General features: G+C 38.3%; 13 protein-coding genes. 6 read left to right on the top strand and 7 right to left on the bottom strand.

Features of this window, described 5'->3' with window-relative positions; all coding sequences use genetic code 11:
- Positions 1 to 596: 596 nt before the first annotated feature.
- From QF028_RS29850 to QF028_RS29840, 3 genes are read left to right on the top strand one after another with little or no spacing between them, the layout of a single operon-like run.
- On the top strand, positions 597 to 962 hold the full coding sequence (locus QF028_RS29850) for a DUF2089 domain-containing protein (protein ID WP_168241107.1): 366 nt from the start codon (positions 597 to 599) through the stop codon (positions 960 to 962).
- Positions 963 to 975: 13 nt separating this feature from the next.
- Positions 976 to 1,365, top strand: coding sequence for an SHOCT-like domain-containing protein (locus QF028_RS29845; protein WP_429471157.1), 390 nt, complete (start codon positions 976 to 978; stop codon positions 1,363 to 1,365).
- A 10-nt stretch (positions 1,366 to 1,375) separates the two neighbouring features.
- Positions 1,376 to 1,657 (top strand): hypothetical protein, encoded by a 282-nt coding sequence (locus QF028_RS29840; protein ID WP_429471155.1) that lies wholly within the window; start codon positions 1,376 to 1,378, stop codon positions 1,655 to 1,657.
- Positions 1,658 to 1,734: 77 nt separating this feature from the next.
- On the opposite strand, the gene QF028_RS29835 is transcribed toward QF028_RS29840, so the two are convergent.
- The 6 genes from QF028_RS29835 to hutH all read right to left on the bottom strand — a co-directional run bounded on the left by QF028_RS29835 (position 1,735) and on the right by hutH (position 8,734).
- A complete protein-coding gene (locus QF028_RS29835) occupies positions 1,735 to 2,355 on the bottom strand; it encodes a YARHG domain-containing protein (protein WP_429471153.1) in 621 nt (206 codons plus the stop codon).
- Between the two features lie 294 nt (positions 2,356 to 2,649).
- Positions 2,650 to 3,366, bottom strand: a complete 717-nt coding sequence (locus tag QF028_RS29830) for an amino acid ABC transporter permease (protein WP_410887071.1) — start codon at positions 3,364 to 3,366, stop codon at positions 2,650 to 2,652.
- Positions 3,367 to 3,430: 64 nt separating this feature from the next.
- Positions 3,431 to 4,222 carry an ABC transporter substrate-binding protein gene (locus QF028_RS29825; RefSeq protein ID WP_429471150.1) on the bottom strand — a complete coding sequence of 264 codons (792 nt, stop codon included), beginning with the start codon at positions 4,220 to 4,222 and terminating at the stop codon, positions 3,431 to 3,433.
- Positions 4,223 to 4,245: 23 nt separating this feature from the next.
- A complete protein-coding gene (locus QF028_RS29820) occupies positions 4,246 to 4,968 on the bottom strand; it encodes an amino acid ABC transporter ATP-binding protein (RefSeq protein ID WP_429471148.1) in 723 nt (240 codons plus the stop codon).
- A 574-nt stretch (positions 4,969 to 5,542) separates the two neighbouring features.
- Positions 5,543 to 7,024, bottom strand: coding sequence for an amino acid permease (locus tag QF028_RS29815; protein WP_429471146.1), 1,482 nt, complete (start codon positions 7,022 to 7,024; stop codon positions 5,543 to 5,545).
- Between the two features lie 189 nt (positions 7,025 to 7,213).
- Positions 7,214 to 8,734, bottom strand: a complete 1,521-nt coding sequence (gene hutH, locus QF028_RS29810; RefSeq protein WP_429471144.1) for a histidine ammonia-lyase — start codon at positions 8,732 to 8,734, stop codon at positions 7,214 to 7,216.
- A gap of 612 nt (positions 8,735 to 9,346) precedes the next feature.
- Between hutH and QF028_RS29805 the strand changes: the two genes are divergently transcribed.
- Positions 9,347 to 10,498 carry an asparaginase gene (locus QF028_RS29805; protein WP_429471142.1) on the top strand — a complete coding sequence of 384 codons (1,152 nt, stop codon included), beginning with the start codon at positions 9,347 to 9,349 and terminating at the stop codon, positions 10,496 to 10,498.
- A 478-nt stretch (positions 10,499 to 10,976) separates the two neighbouring features.
- On the opposite strand, the gene QF028_RS29800 is transcribed toward QF028_RS29805, so the two are convergent.
- Positions 10,977 to 11,402 carry a hypothetical protein gene (locus QF028_RS29800; protein WP_429471141.1) on the bottom strand — a complete coding sequence of 142 codons (426 nt, stop codon included), beginning with the start codon at positions 11,400 to 11,402 and terminating at the stop codon, positions 10,977 to 10,979.
- A gap of 37 nt (positions 11,403 to 11,439) precedes the next feature.
- Here QF028_RS29800 and QF028_RS29795 point away from each other — a divergent pair, with 37 nt between their 5' ends.
- A complete protein-coding gene (locus QF028_RS29795) occupies positions 11,440 to 11,595 on the top strand; it encodes a hypothetical protein (protein ID WP_429471139.1) in 156 nt (51 codons plus the stop codon).
- A gap of 375 nt (positions 11,596 to 11,970) precedes the next feature.
- Entirely contained in the window at positions 11,971 to 12,240 is a 270-nt protein-coding gene (locus tag QF028_RS29790; RefSeq protein WP_429471137.1) for an excalibur calcium-binding domain-containing protein, read from the top strand.
- Positions 12,241 to 12,663: the final 423 nt, after the last annotated feature.

Raw genomic sequence — 12,663 nt, 5'->3', positions numbered from 1 at the left:
GATATAGTTTTTCCATTATCTCTAAGGTTTTTCCATTAAAAATACCCATGATGTGAGTGATTGTTGAAAGATGTATGAAAATTAATCCCTATCCCAACATTGCGAGCTTTTCCTTTTAAAAGGACATATATCGACCATTTTTCTTATGTGATATACTAAATAATCGTTTGATTAAATAGAAAGAAAACATCGCTATGAAAGGATTTTAGTCAGCTTGGAACAAAAATATTTGTCGAGAAGATCTTTAGATATACTCAGAAAAAAGAACTTTATTCCCCAGAAAATGACTCCATTCTATCTAACTAACAGAATTCTACCTTCTTTCACTTTTTTCAACATTACACAAACGTTTAATTAAAATTGCCTTCACCCCCTTCCACTCCTGGTTTTATTCCATTGAATCTATAAAAAGAACGTCGAAGTGCGTCTTTTTTGTCATAAAATTAAAAATCACAAAATCAGATGAATAAAAACGCCGAATTAATAATATTGATCCACTAATTAATTATTTTAATGTTTTTGTTAATAAAATTAAGTTTCCTTATTCGCTATATAAATTTCTTGATATATAATCAAATAAAAGAGAGGAATTCATTATGGCCTATCAAGTAATTACAAATTGTCCCGTCTGCAGCAAAACATTGAAGATTACGAAGTTGCATTGCTCTCATTGTCACACGACGATTGAAAATGAATTTGAATTATCCAAGCTGGCGTCATTATCAAAGGATCAGCTTCATTTTGTGGAAGTATTTTTAACATGCAGAGGGAATATCAAAGAAGTTGAAAAGGAAATGGGGATTTCGTATCCAACGGTTCGAGGCAAGCTAACAGACATCATTTCATCCCTTGGATATGGGCAGAAGAAGAAAAATGAAGTAGACGAGAAAAAGGTTGTCGCCATGTTGGAAAATGGAGAGATCACTCCTGAAGAAGCCATTAAGCTCTTAAAAGACGAATAGGGAGGAATTTACCATGAGAGAGGAAATTGCCAAAGTATTAGCAATGGTCCAAGAAGGAAAAATTGATGCAGATAAGGGATCAGAACTTATCCAAGTATTAAAAGAGAAAGAAGAAGCAGGAAGTAAGCTAGTAGAAAAACCGACTAAATATTTAGATAAAACATTAAAAATTCGTGTAGTATCAGCTGAAAATAATAACGTCACGGTCAATTTGCCCATAAAACTTATCCAGGTAGTATTAAAGGCTGGACACAGCATCGCAGCGAGTATTCCTCAATCAGAAAAATATGTAAAGGATCTAGACATAAACCTGATTATTGAAGCAATGGAAAACGAATTGGATGGCCAAATTGTTGATGTTAAATCGGCAAACGGAGATACCGTTTCTGTCATCATTGAATAGTGAGTTGCTTATGCTGCATTTAAAAGTGAAAGCAAAAGACGTTCGGCTCACCATCCCCATTCCATATGCCATTTTAAACATGGGTATATCAATTTTGTCTTCAAAATTGCTTCATCACCATGCAAACAAATGGACAAAAGAGCACTTCGAAAGAAAAAAACTGAACTTTACCATTCCACTGATTGACAAAGAAACGCTAAAGCCAATCTTAAAGGAACTGAAAAATCATAAAGGGATCGTGCTGGTAGATGTCAAAGCTAAAGACGGTACTGAGGTGCAGGTTAGACTATGAAGAAAACCGCTAATACAACTTAAATCACTACCCAAGTGAAGATTAATCACTTGGGTCTTCCTAAAAAAAGAAACTCACTAAAGACTGTCCTCTCTCACCTTTATGAAGTCTACATTTTCTTTTTCTACTTCATTTAAAGAGCCATCAAAGGAAGGGTCTGGATGATACCATGACTTACTTGAAAAATATGCTTGCAAATCCTGTGATTTAAAGACATACCCATGACGTGCATAGATTTCATTTCTTGCTATACGCAGCTGCCCTTTTGTAAGATTAGCAATGTCTTCTTCACTCACCACCATCTTATCACTAGCAGCCAAAATATGATCTGAAGAGGGAAGATTTGAACTTTCATGACTTTTTTCTTTTGTTGAATGGTGATCATGACTAGATTGATCTTTATTTTCTACAGCTTTATCTTTTGATTGATCAATCGTTTTGGTGGCTGCTACATTCGATTTAAGTCCAGGCTGAAAAAAATCTTTAACCATTAAGGTAAAGCTTATGACGAGCAGCAAACCGATAATCGATCCGAGTCCTACTAACAATCTCGTTTTCAAACGATTTTTCTTTATTTCCATGCGCGTTTTTAAGGTTGAGGGCATGTTCTTATTATCTTGTGCAACCCTTGAACCACAGTTTGTACAGAAATCTACTAGATTCATATATTTTTCACCACAATTTGTGCAAAAATCCATTTAAACATTCCCCTTTCTATGAATATTCCTTAGTAAAGGACATCCAAAATTCTATACTTTTCAATCATAAATATTATAGAACAAAAAGAGGTTGGAATTATTTCAAACAGATTATTCTGATGTGACAGCACCATTTCAGGTCCTTTAATTCCCTAAAAATCTCCAGTTAATCTTCCTTTCTACAAGAGGGGGATTCAGTCCACCCAAAAAAAGCGAATTAGAACCCACATTTACATGTGTCTAATCCGCTTTTTTTCAGGACCTGACAGCCCTCGTTTTCAACCTTATTTTTAATTACACTCTGTTTATCTCTTCCGCCGGCTTTTTAAAAGGATTAAATATTGAATTTGACTTCTGCTTCCTTCCTGGCTCTGTTACATTCATTCTTGATTCTAGTTTGCCGGAGAGGAAAGAGAAGATAAACACAAGAACAAAATAATACAATCCTACAATCACATACGAATTCAATTGTTGAAAGCTGGATGCCGCGACGCTAAGGCCCGCCCCCCACAAATCACCCATGCCCACGTAGGCAACAAGAGAAGAGTCCTTTAAACCAATGATGAACTGGTTACTGAGTGAAGGGATGGCTGATTTAAACGCTTGGGGCAGAATGATTCTTCTCATTGCCAACGGATAGGACATTCCAAGTGATCTTGCAGCTTCCATTTGCCCGCGGTCAATAGATTGAATGGCCCCGCGGAAGATTTCGGCAATATAAGCCCCACAATGAATAGCCAAGCCAATCGCTCCGGCCCAGAACTGCGACAGAGTCACAATCGATGTGATGCCAAAATAAAGAACCGCAATCTGAACAATAAGTGGAGTTCCACGGATCAAGGTGATATAGACATGAGCAATAAAGTTCAAAAATTTGTTATTAGAGAGACGAAAAAAGGCAAAAATTAAGCCAATAAGACAGCCAATCAGAAGAGATGTAATGGTAACCTTAAGCGTAAGCAACGTTGCTTCAAAAAAAAGTTTATAATTGGAAAGAAGAATTTCTAGCAAATGGATTCACCCCACGTATGATCTGTTATCAGGTGCCCCTCGAGGGCACCCTTTTTCACCCACTCTAGTTGTTTGTTCCTAAAATGTTGCGGCCAAAATATTTATTAGAAATTTTGTCATAAGTGCCGTCCTTTATGATTTCATCCAAAGCTTTGTTCATCTTGTCCATTAATTCCTTATCCTCTTTCCTGACGGCAATCGCTTGATCATCATGTGTCATAGGCTTTCCAACATCCTTGATTTTAACGGTACCGGCCTTGATAATCGGCAGTCCGACCATTCGATCGGTTATTGCAGCGTCAATTCTTTTGGTAGGAAGATCCATAAGAGCCACTAAATCTGTATCATATTCAACAATGTTTTCTTTTGATGTGTATTTTAACGCCAGATCCTTATAAGGCGTTCCCTTGGCGACCCCGATACGCTTCCCTTTCAAATCCTCCGGCGATTTGATATCCGTATTATTTTCCGATACAAAAACCTGTGAGCCTGATCTGTAATAAGGATTTGAAAAGTCAACCACCTTTTTTCGCTCATCCGTAATCGTCATGCTGCCCAGGATGGCATCGTATTTTTTGGCTTGTAGGCCTTGGATGATCGTTTCCCAAGGATTCGTTACCGGAACGGCCTTCATTCCCATTTTTTTAGCAAGTGCCTTGCCGATCTCAACATCAAATCCCTTCAGTTCGTTGCTTTCTTTATAATTAAACGGTTTGAACAGCCCACTCATGGCATAGTGAAACTCTTTTTTCCCTGCAGAAGTCGACTGGGAAACTTGTTCTTTCGCTCCACACCCTGCCATGATCAAAACTCCAGCCATACAGGCCGCTACAAGACTGATAATTGACTTTTTCATTATTTCTTCCCCCTTATCATTGGCTATAGAATACTGTTAAGAAATTGCTTTGCTTTTACATGCTGCGGATTTTCAAAAAATGTCTTAGGTGCCCCCTGTTCAAGAATCTGTCCATCTCCCATAAAGACAACACGATCTGCTACTTCCCGGGCAAATCCCATCTCGTGGGTAACTATTACCATAGTCATCCCTTCATTGGCCAGTTCTTTCATGACCTGCAAAACTTCCCCTACCAATTCTGGATCAAGCGCGGAGGTTGGCTCATCAAAAAGCATCACATTGGGTTTCATGGCAAGCGCACGGGCGATGGCAAGCCGCTGCTTCTGTCCCCCGGACAATAAATTCGGATATGTATTGGCCTTATCGCTTAATCCCACCTTCTCCAGAAGACTATAGGCCGCCTTCTTCGCATCCTCCTTTCTTTCCCTTTTTACATGCATCGGGGCTTCGATGATATTCTCCAGCACTGTTTTATGTGGAAAGAGATTGAAATGTTGAAAGACCATCCCAACTTCTGCACGTACTCGATTTAAATCCGTTTTCCCCGGATCGATCTGTTCGTTGTTTATCCATACCTCTCCTTTATCATAAACTTCAAGGAAGTTAATACAGCGCAGCAATGTACTCTTTCCTGAACCGCTGGCTCCCACCAATACCACCACTTCCTTCGGCTGAACAGACAAATCGATTCCCTTCAGCACCTCCAATGAATCAAATGACTTGTATAATTGCTTTATCTGAATCAACAAGACCCCCCCTTTTCTATAATTAAAAACGGATTCAAACTGATGAAACATCATAAATGATAGAATTTTACTCTATTATAATAATAAATTCCGAAAATTACAAATTGTGTATAAATTGGGAACGGATACAAAAAAAACGATTAATATTAAATGTTTGTTATTTTCTGGTGTTCTCTTTTTCAATTCTCCCTTCTACTAAAATAATATTCTATTAATTAAAATGAGTCTTCGCGCCTTCTGCTTCAATCAACAGAGTGGCAAAATAACAATAACCTTTAACACAGCCAATTTTTTTCAAGGGTGCTTGCCTCTTTCTACGTAACGCAAGAAATAAAAAAGAAGCCCCCCAAAAGTTTACTCAACTTATGAGAAGCTTCCGTTAAAATCCTCGGAAATTCAAAATGTTAGAAATTTACTCTCTTATTCAATAACCCATATATATCAAGGCTTTGAGAGCGTTATTACACCATTCCGCCCATACATCAAAAATATTGAAATAATAGGGGCCTTCAAGTTACTACTTTGAAAATTTTAAAACAAAGGAAAAGAATGCTATGAGATGAATAATAAATACTTAATCTCTGCGGAAATCCGCCTCTTTTAATGGAACCATTTTTGTTTTGTTAACAATTTTATAGCCTAAATAACTCATTAGGAATAGAGGTAGTCCAATATAAGAAACCAATATACCATACCAGTCAACCTTAGAGCCGATAAATGCCCCATAATTTGTTCCAAGCATTGCGACTAAACATAATACTGTCGCCAAAATTGGACCTAATGGGAACCACTTTGCTTTATAGGGCAGATCTTTGAAATCTTTTCCTTGTGCAACATAAGCTTTACGGAATCGATAATGTGTAACCGAAATACTTAACCAAGAGATATAACCAGCTAAGCCCGCAGCGTTTAATAACCAAGAATAAACAGTTCCATCACCAAAAAAGGAGGTAAGGAAGCACAGCATCCCAACAAAGGTTGACATGTATAATGCGTAAATCGGAACACCACCTTTATTTACCTTTTTCAAGAATGACGGAGCTTTTCCTTCTTCCGCTAATACCCAAAGGACGCGCGAAGCGGCGTATAAAGTGGAATTTCCTGCTGACAGAACTGAAGTAAGGATTACTGCATTCATGGCAGCAGCCGCAAAGGCAAGTCCTGCATTTTCAAATACTAAAGTAAACGGACTCACTGCAATATTCGCTAAATCTGCGCTTAATAATTTTGGGTCGTTATAGCTAATTATACATCCAATAATAAAAATCGCTAAAACATAAAACAATAAAATTCTCCAGAAGATCTGTTTCACTGCCTTAGGTAAATTTTTCTCAGGATTTTCACTTTCACCGGCTGTAATTCCGACAAGCTCCGTGCCTTGAAAAGCAAATCCTACTACCATAAATACACTAAATATGGATAACAAGCCGCCTTTAAATGGTGCTTCTCCTTTTGTGAAATTTTCAAAACCGCCAGCATGACCCTTCAATATTCCAAAGATCATTAATAATCCAACAACAATAAAGATTAAAATGGTTGCAACTTTAATCAATGAAAACCAAAATTCTGATTCACCGTAACCCTTAACGGATAAAACGTTTAGGCCAAAAATAAGTATAAGGAAACTTGCGCTCCAAATAATACCTGGGGCATCGGGAAACCAATATTTCATGATCATTGCTGATGCTGATAATTCCAAAGCAAAAATAATCGCATTATTGTACCAATAGTTCCAACCAACAGCAAAACCCAGTGCAGGGTCGACAAACCTTGAGGTATACGTACTAAAAGAACCTGAAATCGGAATAAAAGATGCCATTTCTCCTAAGCTGCCCATGATAAAATATACCATTATTCCTGCAATTATATAGGCAGCTAAAGCTCCACCAGGACCAGCATCATGAATCGTGGTTCCACTGGCTAAAAATAACCCTGTTCCAATTGTTCCTCCGATAGCAATCATGGAAAGATGCCGTGTTTTAAGCTTTCTTTCTAAATGTTCGCCATACTCGTGTTCTTGTACTGTTTCTTGGGATTTAAGTGCAGTATTTTGCATATAACACCTCTTATTATAGTTATAGTAACTCCTTACTCTAGCATTTGTTGATTGCGTTGATAATTCTTTTTTTTAATCGATCAATTCATTAAGAGCATAGAGAAAATTACTAGAAGATTAGCAAGAATCTAAAAGGTGTCTTAAAATATGAATTTCATTTTCAATTACGTTTGTTAGTAGGTCTTCTTCTTATTTGTTTACTTTGTCCACTTGCTGAAGTAATTTTGAGAGATTCATTGTTTTCAGACCTTCAGCAGATTTTTCAATATCTTTTGAGAATATCCGGTCCTTTTTAATCGAAGGAACCATTTCTCTTCCCTTCTCATAAAGCCGTTTTGTTTGGCTTGCCATTTTTTCAACTCCACGGTATTCAACCGCCTGCATCGCACAAATGAACTCAATTGCGAGGACTCTTCTAGTATTCTGAATAATTTGATGAGCATGCCTTGAACCGATCGTTCCCATGCTTACATGATCCTCTTGATTCGCCGAAGAAGGAATCGAATCTACACTTGCTGGATGTGCCAGCGTTTTGTTTTCTGATACAAGAGATGCGGCAACATATTGCATGATCATAGCACCAGATTGTAGTCCCGGTTCAGGGCTTAAAAATGGCGGTAAATCATTTAACTGTGGGTTGATTAATCGTTCAATTCGTCGTTCTGATATATTTGCCAATTCCGCAACAGCAATTTTCATAAAATCCATTGCAAACGCAATTGGCTGTCCATGGAAGTTACCACCGGAAATGACCTTTTCACCATCATCAAAAATTAGTGGATTATCTGTTGCTGCATTCATCTCAATTTCTAATTTTTCTTTTACATAATCAAGTGCTTGCCACGTGGCACCATGAACTTGCGGGATACAGCGGAGGGAATAAGCATCCTGTACTCTCAATTCCCCCTGTGTCGTCGTCAATAAACTATCGCTTAGGTAACCTCGGATTCGTGCAGCGGTATCAATTTGCTGTTGATAACCCCTTGCGATATGAACCTCTGCAGCAAAGGCATCAATAATCCCATGTAATCCTTCAATGGTCATAGAGGAAATTAATTCACTTTGGTATGCGAGTTGTTCTGCTTCTAGATAACCGACAACTCCCATTGCTGTCATTGCTTGGGTTCCATTGATAAGAGCAAGGCCTTCTTTTGCCTCAAGTGTTACTGGGAAGATTCCTTCTTGCTGTAAGGCTTCAAGTGAATCCATTCGATTTCCTTTATAAAATACTTCTCCTTCCCCGATTAGCACTAAAGCCAGGTGTGAAAGCGGTGCCAAATCTCCGCTTGCTCCAAGGGAACCTTGCTGCGGAATCACAGGGATAATATCCTTGTTTACTAAATCTAATAACCTTTCAATAACAAGCGGCCTAATTCCAGAATAGCCCTTTAAAAGTGCGTTAGCGCGAAGAAGAACCATTGCTTTTGCAACAACCTCTGGGAACGGCTCACCTACGCCGCAAGCATGTGAACGAATTAAATTAAGCTGAAGATCTTGAACATGATCTTTATTAATAAGGACATCACTAAATTTTCCAAACCCTGTTGTAATCCCATAGACTACTTTTGATTCTGAAACTATTCTTTCTACTGCTTCCCGACTCTTTCTAGCAGCCTCCATACTCATTTCTGAAGCGCTTACCTTCTGATTTCCGAATAAAATTTCCTTCATTTGTTTTAATGTTAAACTTTGACCTGTTAATGTTATCATTAACGTTCCTCCTCTAGCACTTTAGTATAATAAAGAAAGAGGCTGGATTCCGATTCCTATTAGAATTGGAGTCCAGCCTCTTTTATAACCATTTTTGAATATTGAACTATTTTTTTTCGCAGCCTCATGGATAATCATCCCTTTATTCATATTCTAAAATCCTATTGCTATGATAATTATTCTATGTGACGTAACCTTATCTGTCAATCAATTTTTCAGAATTTTAACACAATAATACTTTAGCACAATAGCAAATGAAAGACTGTCACCCTAAATTAAATGCCGACTTCCATTTTCGTGAATTTCATCAACTAGTCGCGAGTAATAATCTTCTTTGATAAAAATATTACCCTAGTTCATTCAGCCATACACATACATGATCGTTTTCATTTCAGCTAACTGATATTAAAACTATTTTTTTTTTAAATTTTCATTTTTTTGTGAGTTTTTGTAGGTTTTAGTAGTTCTTATTATAAATTAAACTTATCCTTTTTTAGAACAAACACGAAAGCGCTTACTAAGATTTATCCCGAATTAACGGGCAGTAAGATCCCACTGATGGAAGTTTCACTTTTATTTTTGCCAATCACACGATATATGGAGGAATTTCTAATGAAGAAACTAACTACAAAGAAAAAAGTTGCTCTCACCTCACTAGCATTAATGTCAACCGGGATTATCACCATCTCTTCAAGTTACACTGGTGCATCGCATCCTGTTGAAGCTAAACAGATTACAACATCTCATACAACCAATCCTGTTGAGAAAAAATTACCTAACATTAAAATTCTGGCAACGGGTGGCACCATCGCAGGAACTGGTTCTAATTCTACCCAAACAACCGGCTATCAGGCTGGCGTCCTAACCCCAAATCAACTAATAGAAGCAGTTCCTACGATAAAAGATATTGCTAACATTTCCACTGAGCAGATATCACGCATTGATTCTGGTACGTCTAACACTAATGCCATAATGGTCAAACTGGCGAAGGAAGTCCAAAAGGAATTGGATGATCCAAAGTGTGACGGTGTTGTCATCACCCACGGTACCGATACAATGGAGGAAACGGCTTACTTTCTCAACCTGACTGTTCATTCTGACAAACCGATCGTCGTGGTTGGTTCAATGCGCCCCTCTACGTCAATCTCTGCTGACGGTCCGTTGAACCTGTACAACGCTGTAGCACTTGCTGGTTCCAAAGAAGCTCGCGGCAAGGGAGTCCTGATCACCCTGAATGACAAGATTGGAAGTGCTCGCGACACATTTAAAACTAATACCACCGACGTTGATGCTTTCAATAATCCGGAGCTCGGCTCCCTCGGCATTATACAAGGCGGTAATCCCTATTTCTATAACCTGCCAATTAAAAAGCACACCACTGATTCCGAGTTTGACATTCGCAAGATCACTGAAGACAATCTGCATCGTGTTGATATTGTTTATTCACATGCCAATGATGACCGTGTAATAGTTGACGCTACGGTTGCTGCCGGTGCGAAGGGAATTATCCACGCTGGTACAGGTAACGGTTCTATCCATGAAAAAACGCTTCCGGGTCTGCAGGATGCTGTGAAGAATGGTGTTGTCGTTGTTCGTGACACCCGTGTACCAGTAGGCATGGTTACTCACGAACAAACTGACGTAGACAACCACTTCGTCAATTCTGGCAACATTAACCCTCAAAAAGCTCGTATCCTGTTGATGTTGGCACTCACCAAAACCGAAGACTCTAACAAGATCCAAGAGTATTTCAACGAATACTAAGGCTTGATTCACCATAGCTAAGTTACTGTCTACCTGTAGGGGATAATACAACTCTTTCAGTCTTTTTCTTTGAAAAAAATAACAACTCATGAGACTTAATTCTATTGTGTCCCATTAGAAAAAATGGTTTGAATCATAGAACCACAACGACTAACACTTCTCCCTTGCAACCTTTACCGTCAGGGGGATGGTTGTTAAAGTTTATTTTATATGTGAACCACCCTTTTGCTTGCGACGGCGTAGGGTGGTTTTCCTGTTTTCTAGAACATTTTTCCGAAGGAAATACGCGCTAACTTCACGTATCATACCCTTCAGAACTTCTCGTAGAAATTCAAGAAATGTATCCAAGATTATTACCTCCTTTCCTAAAAACGGAAAGAAGATCAACACCCAACAATGACTCCACAGGTACGGTTCTCATAGTATTTAATGAGGTTCGTTCCTACCGCAAGAACCGTCCCCGTGGTCTCCGGGATTTCTACGGGATATTCCTAAAGTCCAGCTTGTAAACCTTTTTAGGACGGCCTCTAAGTTTTTCCTGTTTTCTGTATGAAATACGAGCAGCACCCTTTACTTCCAGTTGGTTTAATATCCTATTGGCTTGGCGCAATGTAATTCCCAGATGGTAGGCCAAATCTTCTGCGGTTAGTTCATCTGTCTGCAGCTTGGAAGTCACAGCCATTAATTTTTGAATACGTAGAATGGATACATCCAATGTTTCACTTAGTTTTTCGATATAGGGATCGACAGAATTCTCAAAGTGGAGACAAGTATCATCTCCTAATGGGCCAATCACTTCTTCATTTGCTGTAATCGCATAAGAACACGGAAAATCATTCGATTCAGCTTGAGGCAGTGCCTGCTGGGTACTAGGAACACCTGCACACACTTGGCAGGTTGTCACAATCGGAAAGACATCCATTGCTCATAAAGGAATGCTTTTGGCAGGAAAGGTTTTAGCGGGAACAGCATTTGAAATCATGAAAAACCAGGAACTGCTCATGAAAGCTAAAGAAGAACTCAAAGATCGTTTAGGGGAAAATGTTTATCAACGTCCAATTCCCCAAGAGGTGGAACCACCTTGTAATCGAGGATAATATGAAACAGCGCGAGGCACCATTGTCTTAAACATAGATCCTATGGTGCTTTGCGCTTTTCTCTATTCATCAAATCCCAGCAAAATCTCTCTAAAATCACATATAAAAAATGGCCCGATATTTGTCCTTTCAGAAAGAAGATCAACAACCAACCACCCCAACAATATTATAGAAATTTCATGTTATCACTTTATTTCCATCTAAAAACCTATCAATCCTCGACCACTTTAGGGGTGTACAGGCACGGAGATTTATAATATTGGTAGGGCTATGTGAGCAGTGCCAATGTACCGGAACTCATCATATTTGTATTGATATTTTTCTAATAATATCCTATTATGGAAATTAGATTTCAATATAGGGAGTATGAAAAATATGAAAAAGTTGTTTACTATTTTACTATCTTTGGGATTAGTTGTGGGGTTATCCTTCAGTTTGACTGATTCTGCGGAAGCACAGGTAAAGATTAAAACTTACCAAAACTGTACTGCTTTGAATAAGGATTTCAAAGGTGGAGTGGCAAGAGCATCTAATGTTAAAAACAAAGGTGGGAAAACTAGGTACAAGCCATACGTTTCAAAAGCGCTGTATGACGCTAATAAGAAAAGTGACCGGGATAAAGATTTTATTGCATGTGAGCGATAATAGGTATACATATCAAAAGGAGGGCTGATCAGTCCTCCTTTATTTTTGGTTGTTAAATGATATTAAAATTGGAGATAGTAAGCGTCCAAACCACTTTTGACACTAATCGACAGCCGTTCGACTAAATTCCATATAGGCTATACTAATCAAACGTTTAGTTAAAACAGTTACAAGTACTGAATTATAAGAACCTTCCCTTCCAAGCACGAATGAAAATTGTCGATAACCGGAAGAAAATTCCGCAGGAAATACCAACTTTCCACAAAATCAGATAGGTTTCTATTAAACTTACATAATTCTATTAATTGCCCTCCATTTCCCTACTACACAAACGTTTAATTAATCTTGACTTCAGCACGCTCCACTCCAGGTGCGAGAAACACAAATCATTTGAAACTCCTCAGAAACTTTAAAATTCCCTTC

This window comes from Neobacillus sp. B4I6, from assembly GCF_050434045.1.
In the GTDB taxonomy this organism is placed as follows: domain Bacteria; phylum Bacillota; class Bacilli; order Bacillales; family Cytobacillaceae; genus Neobacillus.
Note: the sequence above shows the minus strand (reverse complement) of the source record. Positions and strands in the feature narration are given on the sequence as shown.

What these genes read in the sequence shown, in the direction of transcription:
- QF028_RS29850 (WP_168241107.1), top strand. Translation starts at nt 597, where the DNA reads ATGGCCTATCAAGTAATTACAAATTGTCCCGTCTGCAGCAAAACATTG.
- QF028_RS29845 (WP_429471157.1), top strand. Translation starts at nt 976, where the DNA reads ATGAGAGAGGAAATTGCCAAAGTATTAGCAATGGTCCAAGAAGGAAAA.
- QF028_RS29840 (WP_429471155.1), top strand. Translation starts at nt 1,376, where the DNA reads ATGCTGCATTTAAAAGTGAAAGCAAAAGACGTTCGGCTCACCATCCCC.
- QF028_RS29835 (WP_429471153.1), bottom strand. Translation starts at nt 2,355, where the DNA reads ATGGATTTTTGCACAAATTGTGGTGAAAAATATATGAATCTAGTAGAT.
- QF028_RS29825 (WP_429471150.1), bottom strand. Translation starts at nt 4,222, where the DNA reads ATGAAAAAGTCAATTATCAGTCTTGTAGCGGCCTGTATGGCTGGAGTT.
- QF028_RS29815 (WP_429471146.1), bottom strand. Translation starts at nt 7,024, where the DNA reads ATGCAAAATACTGCACTTAAATCCCAAGAAACAGTACAAGAACACGAG.
- hutH (WP_429471144.1), bottom strand. Translation starts at nt 8,734, where the DNA reads ATGATAACATTAACAGGTCAAAGTTTAACATTAAAACAAATGAAGGAA.
- QF028_RS29805 (WP_429471142.1), top strand. Translation starts at nt 9,347, where the DNA reads ATGAAGAAACTAACTACAAAGAAAAAAGTTGCTCTCACCTCACTAGCA.
- QF028_RS29790 (WP_429471137.1), top strand. Translation starts at nt 11,971, where the DNA reads ATGAAAAAGTTGTTTACTATTTTACTATCTTTGGGATTAGTTGTGGGG.